This is a genomic window from Nitrospira sp. Nam80, from assembly GCF_965152575.1.
Genome location: NZ_OZ224216.1, coordinates 4,113,044 through 4,131,519, shown reverse-complemented (window position 1 = coordinate 4,131,519; position 18,476 = coordinate 4,113,044). Strand labels below are relative to the sequence as shown.

At 57.8% G+C, this 18,476-nt stretch carries 13 protein-coding genes; 5 read left to right on the top strand and 8 right to left on the bottom strand.

Annotation, left to right across the window (positions count from 1 at the left end):
* Window positions 1-2: 2 nt before the first annotated feature.
* The 8 genes from nuoG to secA all read right to left on the bottom strand — a co-directional run bounded on the left by nuoG (window position 3) and on the right by secA (window position 12,447).
* Complete coding sequence (nuoG, locus tag ACWGXE_RS19320; protein ID WP_447599703.1) at window positions 3-2,666, bottom strand: NADH-quinone oxidoreductase subunit NuoG; 2,664 nt, start codon at window positions 2,664-2,666, stop codon at window positions 3-5.
* Window positions 2,667-2,769: 103 nt separating this feature from the next.
* Complete coding sequence (nuoF, locus tag ACWGXE_RS19315; RefSeq protein ID WP_447599701.1) at window positions 2,770-4,077, bottom strand: NADH-quinone oxidoreductase subunit NuoF; 1,308 nt, start codon at window positions 4,075-4,077, stop codon at window positions 2,770-2,772.
* A 72-nt stretch (window positions 4,078-4,149) separates the two neighbouring features.
* Window positions 4,150-4,686 carry an NADH-quinone oxidoreductase subunit NuoE family protein gene (locus ACWGXE_RS19310; RefSeq protein WP_447599699.1) on the bottom strand — a complete coding sequence of 179 codons (537 nt, stop codon included), beginning with the start codon at window positions 4,684-4,686 and terminating at the stop codon, window positions 4,150-4,152.
* 156 nt (window positions 4,687-4,842) lie between these two features.
* A complete protein-coding gene (gene nuoD / locus ACWGXE_RS19305; protein WP_447599698.1) occupies window positions 4,843-6,597 on the bottom strand; it encodes an NADH dehydrogenase (quinone) subunit D in 1,755 nt (584 codons plus the stop codon).
* A gap of 6 nt (window positions 6,598-6,603) precedes the next feature.
* The gene (locus ACWGXE_RS19300; RefSeq protein WP_447599697.1) at window positions 6,604-7,083 is read right to left on the bottom strand and encodes an NADH-quinone oxidoreductase subunit B; all 480 of its coding nucleotides are present in this window, start codon (window positions 7,081-7,083) and stop codon (window positions 6,604-6,606) included.
* 115 nt (window positions 7,084-7,198) lie between these two features.
* Window positions 7,199-7,570, bottom strand: coding sequence for an NADH-quinone oxidoreductase subunit A (locus ACWGXE_RS19295; RefSeq protein ID WP_447599695.1), 372 nt, complete (start codon window positions 7,568-7,570; stop codon window positions 7,199-7,201).
* Between the two features lie 9 nt (window positions 7,571-7,579).
* Window positions 7,580-8,800 carry a class I SAM-dependent methyltransferase gene (locus tag ACWGXE_RS19290; protein ID WP_447599694.1) on the bottom strand — a complete coding sequence of 407 codons (1,221 nt, stop codon included), beginning with the start codon at window positions 8,798-8,800 and terminating at the stop codon, window positions 7,580-7,582.
* A gap of 941 nt (window positions 8,801-9,741) precedes the next feature.
* Window positions 9,742-12,447 carry a preprotein translocase subunit SecA gene (gene secA / locus ACWGXE_RS19285; protein WP_447599693.1) on the bottom strand — a complete coding sequence of 902 codons (2,706 nt, stop codon included), beginning with the start codon at window positions 12,445-12,447 and terminating at the stop codon, window positions 9,742-9,744.
* Window positions 12,448-12,787: 340 nt separating this feature from the next.
* Between secA and ACWGXE_RS19280 the strand changes: the two genes are divergently transcribed.
* From ACWGXE_RS19280 to ACWGXE_RS19260, 5 genes are all read left to right on the top strand, one after another.
* Window positions 12,788-13,645, top strand: coding sequence for an ABC transporter permease (locus ACWGXE_RS19280; RefSeq protein ID WP_447599692.1), 858 nt, complete (start codon window positions 12,788-12,790; stop codon window positions 13,643-13,645).
* Window positions 13,635-14,909, top strand: coding sequence for an ABC transporter ATP-binding protein (locus ACWGXE_RS19275; RefSeq protein ID WP_447603809.1), 1,275 nt, complete (start codon window positions 13,635-13,637; stop codon window positions 14,907-14,909). The genes ACWGXE_RS19280 and ACWGXE_RS19275 overlap by 11 nt, the downstream gene beginning before the upstream one ends.
* A 154-nt stretch (window positions 14,910-15,063) precedes the next feature.
* On the top strand, window positions 15,064-16,140 hold the full coding sequence (locus ACWGXE_RS19270) for a tetratricopeptide repeat protein (RefSeq protein WP_447599691.1): 1,077 nt from the start codon (window positions 15,064-15,066) through the stop codon (window positions 16,138-16,140).
* Between the two features lie 651 nt (window positions 16,141-16,791).
* The gene (locus tag ACWGXE_RS19265) at window positions 16,792-17,223 is read left to right on the top strand and encodes a hypothetical protein (RefSeq protein ID WP_447599690.1); all 432 of its coding nucleotides are present in this window, start codon (window positions 16,792-16,794) and stop codon (window positions 17,221-17,223) included.
* Window positions 17,224-17,259: 36 nt separating this feature from the next.
* The gene (locus tag ACWGXE_RS19260) at window positions 17,260-18,471 is read left to right on the top strand and encodes a TonB family protein (RefSeq protein WP_447599689.1); all 1,212 of its coding nucleotides are present in this window, start codon (window positions 17,260-17,262) and stop codon (window positions 18,469-18,471) included.
* Window positions 18,472-18,476: the final 5 nt, after the last annotated feature.

Here is an 18,476-nt window from a genome sequence, read left to right as displayed (position 1 = left end):
TCCTACCTCACCTTTTCGATCGATACGTGAGCGAGCCTACAATACGGCACCTTGGTCAGCGGATCAACGCTCCAATTGACGAGCGGCTTGAGCGCATCGTTGAAGTGCTCGGGGAACCATACCATCCCGGACGGCACGCGCGCCTTGATAGAAACGGTCGCCGTGGCTTGTCCTTGCCCGTTGGCCAAGCGAACGGGATCGCCGTCGACAAGGCCGAGACGTGCCGCATCCTCCGGATTCATGCGCAAGACGCCGCTGCTCTGTACTTCCAAAAGACCCTTGGCTTTGGTCGAAAGCTTGCCGGAATGAAACAGGCTCTGTCCAAAGACCAGCGGCGTGCCCGTTTGCGATGCTTCGACGGTCAACGTGTACCTGGCCGGGAGATCGCTTGCATAGCCTTCCGAGAGATACCGTCGAAGAATCGCCGGATCGATCTTGGGCGGCGTCGGCGCCGGACCGAGCAGTCCATAGCCCGGAATGACCTCGCGGATCTCCTTCAGAATTTCGCGGGCAGAGCCGTATTCGAGCGGATAGCCCATTAGAATCGATAAGGCGGACTCGATTTCCCAATCCGGCCGGCTTTCGCCTACCGGATCGATCGCCTGGCGCACGGTTTGGACATGTCCTTCGGAATTCGTAAAGGTGCCGTTCTTCTCAGCGTAGGACGATGCGGGCAGCACGACATGAGCCAGCTCCGTGGTCTCCGTCGGGAACAATTCCTGGACGACGAGCAGATCGAGCGCGGCCAAGGCATCCCGGCTGTGCGCGGCGGGCGGGAATGTCCCGACCGGATTTTCTCCGACGACGAACATGGCTTTGAGTCGCCCATCACGCGCCAGTTGCAGCATCTCTGTCAACGAGGCGCCGGCCTGCTGCGGCAGATCCTCGTGCCAGAGCTGAGACAGGCGTTCCTGTGCCGCTCGATCCGCCGACTCGGTCGCGCCGGGCCAGAATTCCGACACGGCTCCCATTTCCACCGCGCCTTGGTCATTGTTCTCTTCGGCCAACGCTCCAAGCCCGCAGCCGGGCGTCATGAGTTTTCCCGTCAAGATCAAGAGATCGAGAAGATTGGCCATGACGGCCGGCGCGCCCGGATGTCGCAAGATATCCGCCCCGACCAGGACGACGAGCTTCTTGGCCTTCGCAAGGGTTTGGGCCGCCTCCTCTAGATCGGTCCGTGATTGACCGGTGGAACGTTCGATCGCTTCCCAATTGAGCTTGTGAACCACGCTCGCCAGCGCTTCGTTATAGGCGCCCGCCTCGCGCTGTAAGTCTTCGTCGACCAGATGTTGCTCGACGAGAGCTTTGATCAAACCCAGAATCACATTCCCATGCCGACCGGGCAACGCGGAAAAATGATGCTGCGCCAAATTCGCAATGTTGCTGATCGTATCGACGGCCGGCTCCAGAGACTCCACCGTCACCAACGAGGCTCCCCGCTTTTTCACCGCGTCCTTCACTCGGAGGCCGGTGATGGGATTGGCCTCCGTGATGTTGGTGCCGACCAGCAGGAGCGCGTCTGCGGCGGCGATATCGTCGAACGTAAAGGTCCAGCGATGCGTGCCTTGGACCCGCCGAAGCGCTTGAATGCCGGTGATATGGCCGTGCCGCGCGCCGCTGTCGATGTGGTTCGTGCCGATCGCCAGGCGCATGAATTTTTGGAAGACGTAGAGGTCCTCGTTCGTGCAATGCGACGAAATCAGGCCGCCGAAGGAGTCGGGGCCGTGCGCGAGCTTCAGCTTGGTCGTCTGTTCGGCTACATATTCAAGCGCTTCTTCCCATGTGGCTTGGATGAGCCGACCCTCCCGGCGAACCAGAGGATGAGTCAAGCGATCGGGATGGGTGGACACGTGGAAGCCGAAATATCCGCGGGCGCAAAGATCTCCGTTGTTCCGGCCGGCGCCGTGTGAGGAATTCACTTCGATAAGTTCATTGCCTTTGGTCTGAATCGTGATGCGGCAGCCGTCCCCACAATAGGTGCAGATCGTATCCGCGCGCTTCAGCATCCAGGGGCGGTATTCGTACAGGGACAAGCGGCTCACGATGGCGCCCACCGGGCAAATCTGGATGCAGCCGCCGCAGAATTCACAGTCGAGCTGGTGATGGCCGAAATGCTTGATCTCCGTCATCGTCCCCCGGCCGGACGGCGCCAGCGCTTTGACGTCCATGATTTCGTCGCAGTAGCGGACGCAACGCAAACATTGCACGCACCGATTCATCTGGGTTTCGATCAGCGGGCTGAAATATTCCTTCTGAAAGATCCGTTTCGTCTCGGCGAAGCGGCTCGTGGTCGGGGTGTACTGGTGTGAAAAGTCCTGAAGATCGCAGCGCCCTCCTTGGTCGCACACCGGACAGTCCAGCGGATGGTTGGCGAGGATAAATTCCAGCACCGACTTGTGGGCGTCGTTCACGACGGTCGTGGCGGTTCTGACCGCCATGCCTTCGGCCACCGGCGTGCTGCAGGAGGTCTGGAGCTTCGGCATCTTTTCAATTTCGACCAGGCACATCCTGCAGTTGGCGTCCGGCTTCAATTTGGGGTGATAGCAGAAATGCGGCACCATTACTCCCACGCGCCGCGCCGCCTCGATGACCAGCGTGCCCCTGGGCACGGTCACGGGAATGCCGTCGATCGTCAATCGAACCGTATCTTTCGGAGAATCAGGCATAGGTTATTTGGTGAATTGTGATTGTGTGATTTGGTGAATGGAAAGGCGCATTACATCGCTAGATCCGTGATCGAGGGATTTGGCGAAGTGTCGACGCCACATTTTACTTTCGTGCTCCCACCGGCTCGGGCTTAATCAGATTCGCCGCCTCAGCCGTACGGATCAATTCGATATATTCATGTCGCCAATGCTTCAGTGTGCTGAGGATCGGAGAAATTTCGGCGTCGCCGAACGCGCAGACAGTCCGGCCCGCGATGTTCTTGCACAGATCGGTCAGTGTTTCAAGATCCTCCATGCGGCCGCGCTTATTCATGATGCGCCGCATGGTTTGAACCAGCCAGGAACTGCCTTCGCGGCAGGGCGTACACTTGCCGCAGGATTCATGATAAAAAAATTCCATCAGCCTCAGAGCGGCCCAGACCATGCTCGTCCCCTCTTCCATCACCGTCACGCCGCCCGATCCCAGCATGGATCCGGCCTGCGCGACAGATTCGAAATCCAATTTGACGTCCAAATGGTCGGGAGTCAAAAACGGCGCGGACGCCCCTCCGGGGATGAAGGCCTTCAGAGGTTCGGCTCCCCGCATCCCCCCGGCCTGCTCGTAAATCAATTCTCGACATGTGATTCCCATCGGCACTTCATAGTTGCCCGGGCGCTTCACGTGCCCGCTGACGCAGAAAATTCTCGTCCCCGTGCTCTTGGGCGGCGAACCGATGGCGGCGAACCATTCCGGCCCGCGCGTGAGGATGTGCGGCAGATTGGCCAGCGTTTCGACATTGTTGACGACGGTCGGCTTGTTGTAGAGCCCGTGCGTGGCCGGAAAGGGCGGCTTGACGCGCGGCAATCCTCGTTTTCCTTCCAACGACTCAAGCAGGGCTGTTTCTTCACCACAGATGTAGGCTCCCGCCCCGCGATGCACCCAGACATCGATCTTGAGGCCCGAGCCGAGCACGTTATTGCCGACATAGCCCGCCGCGCGGGCTTCAGCCAACGCGCGCTCCAGAATTTTGGCGCCCAGAACAAACTCACCGCGGATATAAATATAGGCCGTGGCGGCTTGGATGGCGTAACAGGCGATGACGATGCCTTCGATCATCTGGTGGGGATCCCGTTCGATCAGTTGTCGGTCCTTGAACGTCCCCGGCTCGCTTTCGTCGGCATTACAGCAGAGATAGCGCGGCCCCTGATAGTCTTTTGGAAGGAAACCCCATTTGACCCCGGTAGGAAAGCCGGCGCCGCCTCGGCCGCGCAATCCGGATTTCATGACCATGGCGGTCACGTCGGCGGGAGCAACCTTGCCGATGACTTTGCGCAATGCCTGATACCCGCCCGTGCGCTCATACTCCGTCAGCGACCCGCCGTAGCCGGGCTGCAGCATGTTTTTCAACAGGATGGGTTCGTAACTTGGCATTGTTGTCGCAAGGCAAAAGTCAAAAGGCAAAAATGTTTCGATGGAAGACTGTCACTTTGTACGGTTTCCCTTTTACTTGGCTGCTTGCGCCTGAGGCGCTTCCGGCCACATGAATGGGCCACTCTTGAGTGGCGACGTGCCGTCGCGTCGAAGGTCCGCTAAGATTTGATCCACTTTCTGCTCGGTGAGGCGCTCGTAATAGTCGTCGTTGATTTGCATCATCGGGCCGGTGCCGCAGGCGGCCAAGCATTCCACCGCGCTGACGCTGAACAGGCGATCCGGCGTCGTTTCGCCCGGTCCTACGCCCAACTTGTCGCGCAACCACCCCAGCACGGTATCCGAGCCGACCAGTGCGCACATCAGAGATTTGCACACTTGGATGTGAAATTTGCCCACCGGTTTTAAGTTCAGCATCGTATAAAACGTCACCGTCTCGTAGACCTGCGGCGGCGTCAATTTCAAAATCCCCGCGATTTCGGTCATGGCGGCCTCGGTGACGTATCCGTTCTCTTCCTGTGCCAGGTACAGCAACGGCAACAGCGCTGAGCGCTTCACCGGATAGCGGGCGAGGATGCCCTCTATTTCAGTTTTGTATTTTTCCAGTAACACTTCGCAGTCTCGAATTTTGAATGCTGAATGATGAATGCTGAATTGCTATGCACTCATGACGCCCATTGCATTACCTATTTTTAGTCACGGGTCTCTGAATGATGAATTGCCATTCGGCGTCCTGATTTGTCATTCAACATTCAGCATTCCGCTGCTTCACCGGTCGCACTCTCCCATCACGATATCGTACGTTCCGAAGATCGTAATCACATCGGAAATCAGATAGCCGCGCGCCATATGGTCGAACGCACCCATGTGGATGAACGAGGGCGCTCTGATCTTCAACCGGTAGGGGCGCGGGCTTCCGTCGCTGATAATGAAGAAGCCCAATTCGCCCTTCGGCGCTTCCGTCCCGCAGTAGGTCTCACCCTTCGGCGGTTTGAAACCCTGCGTAAAGATGATGAAATGGTGGATCAGGCTCTCCATGTCCCGCATCACCTGCGCTTTGGGAGGCGGAATCACCTGCGGCACGTCGGCCATGATGGGACCGTCCGGCATTTGATCGAGGCATTGTTTGATGATCCGGGCGCTTTGCCGCATTTCTTCCATCCGAACCCAGTAGCGGTCGTACGTGTCGCCGTTCTTGCCCACCGGGACTTCCCAATCGACTTTGTCGTAGGCGCCGTAGGGTTCATACTTCCGAATATCATAGGCGACGCCCGAGCCGCGCAAGGTCGGGCCGGTCAATCCGAAATTGATGGCGTCTTCGGCCGAGATCAGCGCCACGTTTTTCGTGCGGCCGATCCAAATGCGATTGGTCATGAGCAATTGATCATACTCGCCGACTTTATCCGGAAACGTCGCGAGAAACGAACGCAGCCGCGCCACCAAGTCGGGCGTAAAATCGCTGTCCACGCCGCCGATGCGGTAATAGTTCAACGTCAGGCGGGCGCCGCAGAGCTTCTCGAACATGTCGAGGAGCACCTCGCGCTCTCGAAACGTCCAGAAGAACACAGTCATGGCGCCGATATCGAGGGCCTGGGTGCCCAGCCAGAAGAGATGACCGATGATGCGTTGCATCTCAGCGACGATTGTTCGGATGTATTCCGCCCGTTCCGGCACCTTGAGGCACAGGAGCTTTTCGACCGCCCGCACGTAGGCATAGTTGTTCGCCATGGCGCACACATAGTCAAGCCGGTCGGTATGCGGGATGACCTGCATGTAATGGAGGCCTTCGGACAGTTTTTCGACTCCGCGATGCAGATAGCCGAGGTCGGGCGTCGCCTTGACGATCCGTTCGCCGTCCAGTTCCAGGACCACGCGGAGTACGCCGTGGGTGCTGGGGTGCTGCGGACCCATATTGAGCAAGAGTTCCTCGCGCCGGCGTTGGCCCGTCTGGTTGCCATTCGCTGAAAGAAACGCCTGCTTCTCCTTGGCGGAAACTTCGCTGTCAGATAGTTCCTTCGGCGGCTCGTCCAGCCGCGGGATGAACGGGAACGAACTTCTCCAACCTCTTCCTTCGGTCGGGAAATCTTTTCGGAGCGGGTGGCCTTCTTCGTAGTCTTCCGGCAGAAGAATCCGCCGAAGGTCGGGATGCCCGGAAAACTTGATACCCATCAGGTCATAGACCTCACGCTCCATGAAATCGGCGCCCTTCCAGATGCTTGTGAGGGAAGGGATGGTCGGATCATCCTCGGTAACGCGGGCTTTCAATCGAATGCGGCGTCGATGGGGAAGCGACAGCAAATGGTAAATGACCTCGAACCGCTCCACATCATCCGGGTAGTCGGCGGAACAAATATCGGTGATATGGTCGAACGCGGCCTCCGGTGTATCGTGCAGCCATCGGGCCACGTCGGCGATGCGACCGGGAGCCACGCGGGCCATGATTTCCTGGCGTTCGGTATCCGCCTCGATGGAAAGCACCGCGTCGGGAAAGGTTTTCATTAATGATTCAAGCAATGGCTGCATCGCGTCTTACTTCACAAATACTTTCTCGCGCTGGATTTTTTCCTGGAGCTTGAGCAATCCGTCCAGAAGCGCTTCAGGTCTGGGTGGACAGCCGGGAATATACACGTCAACCGGCACGATTTGGTCCACGCCCTGCACCACGGCGTAACTGTTGTAATGATTGCCGGAAGTGGCGCAGGAGCCCATCGAAATGACATACCGAGGCTCGGCCATCTGATCGTAAATCCGTCTGATCACCGGGGCCATTTTCCTGGTGACGGTGCCGGCTACGATCATCAAGTCCGACTGCCGGGGAGAAGATCGGAACACCCCGGCGCCGAAGCGATCGATATCATATCGGGACGAGACCGTCGCGATCATCTCAATCGCGCAGCAGGCGAGACCGAACGTCATGGGCCACAGCGACGATTTTCTCGCCCAGCAGACAAAGGCGTCCAGATTCGTCGTCAAAATATTTGGCTCAAGCTGCCGCTCAAGAAAACTCACGATCGCTACGCCCCGCGTTAAATTGTGAATGCTGAATTCTAAATGCTGAGTTGAAGGCCGAACCCGGCATTCATCATTCTACTTCATCATTCAGAATTCGCGCGCCTCGCGCGCGTCAGTCCCATTCCAAGGCGCCTTTTTTCCAGGCGTACCAGAACCCGACCACGAGAATGCCGATGAAAATCGCCATTTCGACCACGCCGACAAGGCCCAGTTTCTTGAATGCGACGGCCCAGGGAAAGAGGAAGACGATCTCGATGTCGAAAATGACGAACAGCATCGCAATGATGTAGTACCGCATCGGGAATTGGACACGCGCATCGGAGAACAGCGGGCTGCCGCTCTCGTAGGGCGCGAGTTTCGCCCGATAAGGTCGGCTCGGGCGAACGACCCAGCCCAACAGCAACGACACCGCTCCGAACGCCACGGCGATAGCGGTAAAGACGAGAATCGGGACATAATTTAGTGGAACGGCTTCGTTTCCCATGGGGTTTCGTTATGCGTCTTTGAATGCCGTCGTTGTCGTCAATGCGGAGCCGAAGAACGGCTGGAATTTCAATCCGTCAAGTTCGGGGCATGCTATTCCCTTATGTTGAACCAAGATTTTGAATGTGCGGCCCATGCCTTCCGGTCGCAGGAGGTGAATGGCTCCGGCAAACTCCGGCGAATCCGGAGCCAGGGTTTCGAGCATCTCTTCCATACCCAATGCGATCAAAAAGCTCATCTGATTCGTAAAGCCGGTCACGCGAAGGTCGGCCGCTTCTCCGGCCGTTGCGAGACTGGTGAAATCCACGTGGGCCGTCATATCCTGCTCGCCGACCCGCGTATAGGGATCGTCTGAGGCAGTCTGATGGTAATAACACAGCAGCGTGCCGCGGGATCGTGACGGCCCGTAGAAATCGTGGGCCGTGTGTCCATAATCAATCGTCATCACGACGCCGCGAGCCATGGCCAGCGCTACTCGCCCCATCCAGCGGACGGCTTCAAGATTGACTTCGGTCCGGAACCCTTCGCCAAGTACGAGACCGAGCCGGTCGAAATAGTCCGCCAGCAGAGGAGTCGAGAGCGGCCCGGGGGACTCCTGGAAGCCTTCACCGTTCCAGCCGACGTAGAGTTCCTGAAGCCCGCCTTGCGCGACGGTCACCCGGTGCACAGGGAACGCATCTACAAGTTCATTGGAGAAGAACAGTCCTTCTACGCTGCCGGGCGGCAATTCATCGAGACCCGCGAGCCAGGTCACAAGTCCGGTCCGGTTCATGTACGGAGCCAGGGCCTCTTGCTGCAGCATCCGCATCGCGGGGCTGCGCTCGATCAGAATGTAATGCAGGCGTGTGTTGAACGATTCGCCATAGGTTTGGCAGGCCGCGATAAAATCACGGGCCAGCAATCCCTTCCCCGGTCCCATTTCGATGACGGTAAAGGGTGTGGGATGGCCGAGGAAATCGTCGATCTGTTTAGCCTGTTTCGCCAGCGCATGAGCGAGAAATGGGTGCACATCGGAACTGGTATAAAAATCGCCGGACCATCCGATCCGCTCGAGATCGGAACCGTCCACCGGCCGAACGTAATAGCCGAACTGCGGATGATAAAGGGCGAGTTCCATGAAGCGGGCGAAGGTGATCGGACCGCTGCGCGTGATTTCGGACGCGATGTCGGCGATGAGTTCTTGATGTCCAGGAAGCAAAGTGACACCACCCTTGCCGGTAATCGGAGGCAATCCTCGTCATCCAGCGAGACGCCTGTCCTCTTACCGTATTCATTAAGGAAAAGAGTGGGTTAAATTAGCCGCCGCGTGAGAACTAAGTCAAGGCGAAATGGGGTGAAGGCGGCTGACGAAGCGCGGACCGTGAGACCAACCGGCATCAGCGTCCCACTTCACCTGGGCAGCCTCGCCTGGCTGCTTCGGAGAATTCGGGACCTTGGCTGACGAACGGCGCGCCCAGCCGGTGTTGGCCGTGATGCGAGACCTCTCGCGAGCCATTCCGGCATAGATTCGACTGTGCCGCTTCGCCTTACGGATTACCGGAACGGCTCCGCTGTCGGCCTTCTGCTCTCTTAGCTTCATTAGCGCCACGTCCAAACCTCTGCGCGCATCCGTTCAGCCAAGCAGGGGAAAAGCCGTGATTCATTTTACCGAACGGCTGGTGCTCCGAGACCTTACGTCGCGCGGTAGGAAGAGATTGTTCATTCGCACATCAGCGTGGCTCGCCCGCAAGGTCACGCTTGCAGGACGCTTATGCCAGATTTACGCGTATTGGCTAGAACGGTGGGAGGGATACGGGTGGATTGATAACGATGGACCAACACAGACTCCCCCTGACAGAAGAGCCTTCGTAATGCAAATACTAAGAGCTATACTCTTCTTTCTTTTATCGGCGCGGGTGGAAGCGATGGGCACTGAGGCTGTCGCCACGGCGTCGTTTGAGTCGAGAATGAGTAACCAGTCAGCGTGCGACTGGCATTGCGACGCTTCGTCGCAGCCTCATAGGAGCGCGCGGGGGTAAAGAAAAGGTTCAGATGATGTGCGTTGTCATCGCATCATGGCCACACCGAACGTGTCCGCGCTTCGTCAGCCGCGCCTTTCAGTTCCGTCGCCGAGCGCCATGAGGCGTAGAACGGTCAAGCTGACGGAGGACAATGAAGTCGGGTCTCTCGCCACTACGCTCCGTGGCACTTTTTATATTTTTTACCGCTGCCGCAGGGGCAGGGATCGTTGCGGCCGACTTTGTCGGCGTGGCGCTGGACAGCGGGAGAAGCGGCCGGCTCTTCCCCGCGGTTGAGGATCATGCGGGGCGGCGGCGCGGCGACAGGGGGCGGCGGCGGTTCTTCACCTCTTACAGCCTGCACTCGGAACAGCCGGTCCAAAACGTCCGACTTGATACGATCCATCATGCTCGAAAACATGTCGAAGCCTTCGCGCTTGTATTCGATCAGCGGGTCCTTTTGGCCGTAGCCTCGCAAGCCGATGCCGTCGCGCAGGTGGTCCATGCCGAGGAGATGGTCCTTCCAATGGTGGTCGATCACTTGAAGGAGCATGAGCTTCTCGAGATAGCGCATGAGATCGGACCCCAACTCTTGTTCCTTCTTCTCGTAGGCTTGAGCAATGTGCGTCCGGAGTTCTTCCAACAACGCATCCCGGCCCAAATCCTTGAGGTGGTCCATCGAGTTGTGGTGCGATTCGAGGATATCCACGGCGAATTGTCCTTGGAGCGCTTCGACCAGCCCGCTGTAATCCCATTCTTCCGGGTACTGATCGGCGGGGCAATAGGTATCGACGAAGGATGTGATGACTTCCTTGATCATGTCTTGGACGTCTTCGCGAATATTCTCCCCGGCCAACACGGCATGCCGATGCTGGTAGATGACCTCGCGCTGCTTATTCATCACGTCGTCGTATTCGAGCAGTTGCTTTCGAATTTCGAAGTTGTGCGCTTCCACTTTCTTCTGCGCGTTGGCGATGGCTCGCGTCACCATCCCATGTTCGATCGGCACCCCTTCTTCCATGCCGAGCTTCAACATGAGCTGGGAGACCCGCTCCGACGCGAAGATGCGCATGAGATCATCTTCGAGGGATAGATAAAAACGAGAGGAGCCCGGGTCACCTTGCCGGCCGGCGCGTCCCCGCAACTGGTTGTCGATGCGCCGGCTTTCATGGCGTTCAGTGCCGAGTATGTGGAGCCCGCCCGCGGCCATGACCTCTTGCTTGTCTTTTTCGCACTCGCTTTTGATCTGTTCGTAAATTTCCAGCTTGCGGGCATCAGACAGCGCCTCGTCCTGATACAGCACGCGTTTGAACAGAAAATCCGCATTGCCGCCGAGGAGAATGTCGGTGCCGCGCCCCGCCATGTTGGTGGCGATCGTCACGGCGCCCTTTCGCCCCGCCTGCGCGATAATTTCCGCTTCTTTTTCGTGGTATTTAGCATTCAAGACATTGTGCTTGATGCCGTGTCGGCTGAGATGCCCGGCCAATCGCTCCGACTTTTCAATCGAAATTGTACCGACCAGGACCGGTTGGCCCCGCTGATGGCAATCCTTGATTTCCTCGACGATCGCATTGAATTTTTCTTTTTCGGTCCGATACACCACATCGGCGTAGTCTTTACGGACCATGTTTCGGTTTGTCGGGACCACATTCACATCGAGGTTGTAGATCTTAGCGAATTCCCCCGCTTCGGTATCCGCAGTTCCCGTCATGCCGGCGAGTTTCTTGTACATGCGAAAGTAGTTCTGGAAAGTGACCGAAGCCAAGGTCTGATTCTCATTGGCGATCTTCACCCCTTCCTTCGCTTCGACGGCTTGGTGCAGCCCGTCGCTCCAGCGGCGTCCAGGCATGAGCCGTCCGGTAAATTCATCGACAATGATGACTTCGCCGTCTTTCACCACGTAATCGACATCCCGCTTGTACAACGCGTAGGCTTGCAATGCTTTGACGACATGATGGACCAAGTCCATGTGTTTGATGTCGTAGAGGTTATCCACGCCGAGCAGCTTTTCGACCCGATTATTTCCCTCTTCCGTCAGCGAGGCGGTCTTCGTCTTCTCTTCGATGGTGTAATCCTGCTCCATCTTCAGTTGAGGAATGATTGCGTTGATGCGGTAGTACAGGTCGGTGGACTGGTCGGTCGGTCCCGAAATGATCAGCGGCGTCCGCGCTTCATCGATCAAGATGCTGTCGACCTCGTCGACAATGGCGAAGTTCAATTCACGCTGCACGCACTGGCTCAGGTCGCTGACGATTAGATTGTCGCGCAGATAGTCGAATCCATATTCATTGTTGGTGCCGTACGTGAGGTCGGCGCGATAGGCCTCCTGCCTCGTGCAAGGCCGAAGGTATTGCAGCCGTTTATCGGCCGCATCGAACGCTGGATCGAAGAAAAATGAGGCGTCGTGCTGAATGATGCCCACCGACAAGCCGAGCGCGTGATACAAAGGGCCCATCCACTGCGCGTCGCGCTTCGCGAGGTAATCGTTGACCGTCACGAGGTGCGCGCCTTTTCCTTCGAGGGCATTGAGATACAAGGCGAGGGTCGCCACCAGCGTCTTGCCCTCGCCGGTCTTCATTTCCGCGATACGCCCCTTGTGCAGGATCATGCCGCCGATCAATTGCACGTCGAAGTGGCGCATGTTGAGGACGCGGCGCGACGCCTCGCGGCACACGGCAAAGGCTTCCGGAAGAAGGTCGTCCAGCGGGGCCCCTCCTGCAAGCCGCTTGCGGAACTCTTGGGTTTTATCGGCGAGTGCGTGGTCCGAAAGGGGAGTCAGATCGGATTCGAGGCCGTTGATCCGTTCGACGATCGGCCGGAGCGCTTTGATCTCGCGATCATTTTTGCTGCCGAAGATCAGGTTGAGCGTTTGAGTCAGCATAAGGATTCATTTCGTGGGAGGGCCTATGTAACTATTGAACAACAATGTGGCAGTATACAGCAAGTTCGACGCGAATCCTACAGAAACAGCGGCGTCTCTCGAAGCGTCCCGGCTGGTTCTCTCAAGAACGGTCTCTCCAATATTATCGCTTTTTGCCGGGGTGACATGGTAGAAACACGTTCTGTCCCGTCACCATCACACAATACTTGTCGGCCGTTCGATGAAGAACGCCGCACCGGGGCCGCCGATCGCTCATGAGCCGGCTGGTACCGGCCTTGCTTTCGGCAGAGCGATCTTTAGTCCGGCGTAGGGAGATGGATTGCCGAAGAGAGATGCGCGTGTGCTGAGTTCAGACCTTCAAAGCGGTCGCCCGTTGCGCTTGCCGCACATTAAGATCCGCCCCTCCAAGGGATTGCTGCATTTGGATCTGCCGGCACTCTGGCAGTACCGTGAACTGATTTACATCCTGGTGTGGCGGGATATCAAAGTCCGCTATAAGCAAACGCTTCTCGGAGCGGGTTGGGCCATGTTTCAGCCGCTCGCGACGATGCTGATTTTTACGGCCGTCTTCAGTTACGCGGGCAAGATTGCGTCGGACGGGGTTCCCTATCCGATCTTTCTCTACGCCGGCTTGTTGCCGTGGTTCTATATGTCCCAGGCGTTAGGCCGGAGCGCGACGAGCTTGGTGGGCGAGGCGCCGTTGATCAGCAAGGTGTATTTCCCTCGGCTGATTCTGCCCCTGTCCGCGACGATCGCCCCATTGCTCGATCTCCTGTTGGCATTCATCGTCTTTTTGGGGTTGATGACATGGTTCGGGGCAGTCCCCTCGTGGCGCATGTTGACGGTACCTCTCTTTGCCGGCCTGGCCTTTCTTATTGCCCTGTCGGGAGGCGTGTGGCTCTCCGCCATGAACGTGAAATATCGCGACGTCGGACATGTCATTCCTATGTTTGTCCAGTTATGGATGTTCGTCTCTCCTATTATTTATCCGGTCAGCGCGGTCCCCGAATCCTGGCGCCCTATCTACGCATTGAATCCCGTCGTGTGCGTCATTCAGGGGTTTCGTTGGGCCCTATTGCCCGGCTTTGAGGTGGACTTCGCCGTGTTTGCGCCCAGCCTCGCGATCGTCGCCGTCGTTCTGGTAGGCGGGCTCATCTATTTCCGTTCCATGGAGCGCACGTTTGCTGATGTCATTTAGAAAGGGCAACCAGGCCATCGTCATTGACAAGCTGTCGAAGCGGTATTGGCGCGGCGGGTTCAAGGCTCGGCATAACACGCTTCGTGACCAGATCATGCACCGGTTGAAGGATCTGGCGAGAGGCGGACAGGGGCGCGGCGCGCCGACTCCGTTTTGGGCGCTGAAAGATGTCTCATTGCAGGTCCAACATGGAGAGGTGCTCGGGATCATCGGCCATAATGGAGCCGGGAAGAGCACGCTTTTAAAAATCCTATCGAGGATTACCGAACCGACCCAAGGGCGGGCGGATATGTACGGACGTGTGAGTGCTCTCCTTGAAGTAGGGACGGGATTTCACTCCGAGTTGACCGGCCGCGAGAATATTTTTTTGAATGCGGCGATGCTGGGGATGCGCCGTGCCGAGGTACAGAGGAAATTTGACGAGATCGTAGATTTCTCCGGCGTCGGCCCCTTCATCGATACCCCGGTGAAACGGTATTCGAGCGGAATGTATGTGAGGCTGGCCTTTGCCGTTGCCGCGCATCTGGAGCCGGAAATTCTCATTGTCGATGAAGTCCTGGCGGTGGGGGATGCCGGTTTTCAACAGAAATGCCTGGGAAAGATGGAGGAAGTCAGCCGCAGCGGGCGGGCGGTGTTGATCGTCAGCCACAATATGACGGTCATTGAAAACCTCTGTGGGCGGGCGATTCTCCTTGAGAAAGGCGAGATCGCTCAGGAAGGCGACGCGCGAAAGGTCGTCCAAGGGTATGCCGATTCCTTGGCGGCACTGGCCGGCACCCCCATTCAGGATCGGGCCGACAGGGTCGGTTCAGGGGAAATCATCGTGACCCAGATTGAAGTGCTCGACGAAGATCGACGTCCGTTGGCTGCGGCCATCACGGGACGGGATACGATCTTCCGCATGTACTACCGGTGTCCGATCGATCGGGAGTTTCGTCACTGCCGGGCTAGTTTATCCGTGAACGGGCGAAAGGGGCAGGACCTGTTCGTGCTGTCCACCGATATCGTCGATCCGACTCCGCTGACCTTGCGCGGTGAGGGTTATGTGGAATTCATAGTCCCTGAGTTGCCGTTGAGCGGCGGCCCTTACTTTTTTCAATCCTACATCGAATCCAACGCTGTCGTGCAAGACTGGATTAAAAACGTCGCGCCCTTGACCGTCCTTGATGCCGATTACTACGGGACGGGGAAGCTCTGTCCTCCCGGCTGGGAGGCGAACGGCGTCCTTGTGAAGTACGGATGCCAGATTGGCGAGTTGGTGTGACAGACGGCCGGGCATGTCGCCTGAGCCGGCGATGAAAGGAACCGACCGTATGAGATCTCCGTTGCTTCGGCCTTCAACCTTTCTCTATAGTCGGGTGGTAAACTTGGTTTCCTCCATTCTTTTGGAACGCCGTCGCCGATTCTAGGTTGGTCTCGTGCAACAATTCCCCTGTTGCCTCCAGAAGTTCGCCGCCGTCGCGCTCTTGCTCGCCGGTGCCTGCTGGCTCTTTCCACCGCTCTTAGCTGCGGCGCCTCGCACCCCGAATACGGCGAATGAGTATTTCGACAAAGGAATAGCGCTTTTTCGGGAAGGGGACCCTGATGGGGCGGTCCAGGCGCTCAAGCGCGCCATCGAACTGAATCCCCGCCTCACCGAAGCCCATCATGTCCTCGGGCTGGTGTATTTCAAAGGGAAGCGGGATGCGCTCCATGCCGTGGAAGCATTGAATGAAGCGCATAAGTTGGAGCCGCGGTCACCCCGTATTTTGAACGATTTGGCCGATGTGTACATCGCACAGGGCAAATCCCAGGAGGCGGAAGAAGTGCTCCGTAAAGCCATCGACGTGTCTCCCGCGGGAAAGGAAGCGTATCTGGACTTGGCGCGGCTGTACGAAGGACGACAGGATCGCGCGGCCGCCGCCCGCGTCTACCAGACGCTGCTTCGGATGCATCCCGATCAGACCGATGCGCTGTACAACTTGGCGAATTTGTACGACAGTCAGGGGGATTCTCGTTCGGCGCGAGAGCAATTGACCCGCCTGACCAAAATCAGCCCGAGGCATGCCGATGCCTGGTATCTGCTGGGACGGTTGGCCGAGCGGGCCAATAATCTGCCGGAAGCGGCGCACGCATATGGAGAGGCGATCCGGGCCCGTCCCGATTTGGTGGACGCCCATTATAATTTGGCGTTTGTCCATCGCAGCCAGGGGAGTCTGGCCGATGCGGAGAGAGAATTGCTGGAAGTGTTACGGTATCGTCCCGATTATGCGGAAGCCCACATGAATCTGGGAATGGTCTACACGAGCCTCAACCGGTTGGATGAGGCGGAACGCTCTTATGCGCAAGCGGTCGCGTTGAAGCCTGATTCGTTGGAAGGCCACTACAACATTGGCGTCTTCTATGAACTCCATCGGAAGGACATGATTAAGGCGCTGGTGCATTATCGTCGATATCGAGATCTTGGAGGACGCGATGACCGGGTTGAGCGAATCATCGGAGCGCCGGCACCGTAATGTTGCTCAAGACATGCCTTTGACCCTGCCCCTGGATTTTGTTACCATGCGCTCTAATCAAGAGACCTTGAGTTGGTTCCCATGAAGACGGTTTTCTTCAGATCTTCGGGTTGTCTGCTCCTGCTGGCGATGCTGATCATGTTGGGCGGCGCTATGAGCGCGTCCGTTGTACATGATGTTGAGCATGCCGCTCACCACACGGCGGCCTCGCATAGTCATGGTATTTGCGCCTGGATGTGCGCGGTCGGCGGAATAGCCCAGCAGAGTTCGCCTTCCCCGGAGTATGTATTGTCCAAGTCTGACTTACCCGCATCCGTTCCTGATCGGTATCTCCCGGTTCATCTCGTCACCAATCTGATCTCTCGGGCTCCTCCAGTCTCTATCGCCTAACGACGCTCCATGAGCAGGCCGGTTCTCCGAATGACAACGGCAACGTTGCCGTCATGTCAACGGTTTGATCCTGGTTCCTGTGCCAAGTTGGTTTGGTGATTGATATGACGGCAACCGGAATTCCTAAAAGAGCAGGAATGAAACAATACGTCCATTTTCAATGAGATAACTGGGTGACGGTGCGATCATTATCGGACCTGACATGCCATGGTGCGTTAAGGAAAGGCCAGGGCGAATATGGACCGGCAACGGAGGACAGGAATGCGGTATGGAATCATCGGCATGATGGTGGCGGGACTGTTAGCCTGTGCGGCGGCCGGGCAGGCGGCCGAGACAAAGGGCGAGCGGTCCTTCCAGGCCATTGTGGCGGATACGCAAGGTCTGGAAACGGAATTGAAGAATGTCATGTTCTACTGGGAGGAAAAGGTCAGCGAGACGTCCTTCGTCCCTCATGAACTGCGGTACCTCCCGGTAAAGCGCGGCACATCGACCGTGAATATTAAGTTCGAGACGATCAAGCAGGTGGATGTCAAACCATCGGATGACAAAGGCTCGCCGGTGATTGTCATCACATTGACCAACGGCAAAACCGGAGAATTCGTCCCTGCAGTGACCGGCAGCATGCGCGGCGAATCGGATTTCGGGCAGGTCGATGTCCCGGTCGCATCCCTGTCGAAAATTACATTTAAGTAGAGCGGGTGGCCGGCTACGAGAAATAAAGGCAGCGGCATGAGTCATCAGGTGATGGTCCTAGAGCAGGAGCGCACGTCGCAATTGGCCAAGGGCTGGAGTTTGTCAATCGCGCTCCATGGATGCCTGATCCTGGCGATCATGGTCGCGATGCCGAAGCTGACGGTCACGCTGGACAAGGAGCCGTTTCGATGGGATGTCGCGCTGGTCGATACGCCGTCCCCGGCGCCGGCCGTTCCAGCGACGGCGCAGCCGGCACAAGAGGCGGCTCCAGCTAAACAGGCGCCGCCCAAGCAGCAGCCCGTCCGTTCACCGCAACCGGCGCCACAGATCATTACCAAACAGGTTCACCCGCAAGAGTCGGTGCAACCGATCACGCGTGAAGTGGAACCATTCCAACGAGAGACCCAGCCGGTTCAGCGGAAGGTCGAAACGGTTCAACGCGACGTTCAGCCGGTGCAGCGTGAGCCGCAGCCGATTGTAGAGGAACGGCCGAGGCAGCAGACGGAACCTGCCCGAGAAATCGTCGCGATGCAGAACACCGAACGGCAGGATGTCGCGAAGCCGGATACGGTGATCGATCAACCAGTGGCGGCGGAAGCGGTTCGGGAGATCACTCCCGCAGTCGAACAGCAGGTGACTCAGGCGGCGCCGGTGCCCCTCCAGACGCGCCAAGTACCGGCGCCTGTGACTGATCAAGTGATGCCCGAAACGCGACCGGAACCGGAAGTGATGGCTCGTGCGCCGGTGATCGAGAGCCCTCCGGCCGTGCCGGTCGAAAAACCGGCGCCGGCTGAGCGTCCCGGACCGGCGCCTGTCGCTTCACCACCGGCCGTTCCGGATGCCATTGAATCGAGGCCCGTTCAATCGGTCCCTTCAGCGAATGACTCTCCTGCTCCGGCTGTTCAAGAGCAGGCGCCGGTGATTGCCCGATCCATAGCGCCCACACAGCCTAAAAAAGCGGACTACGGATGGCTGGCGGAATCCCTTCATCGGAGGATCGTTGAGCTGCGGCATTATCCCAGCACCGCACGATTGAACGGCTGGGAAGGCAAAGTCGTACTGCGTGTTCAGATCCGGCAGGACGGCAATCTCGAGAGCGTCTCCGTCGTGAAAAGCTCCGGTCACGAAACATTGGACAATGCGGCCATGGAAGCGGTCAGGCGCGCGTGTCCCTTACATCTGAAGCACGAATTGACCAGTCCGATGGTCGTGGTACAGGTGCCGATCAATTATAGTTTAAACAGGTAGCCATG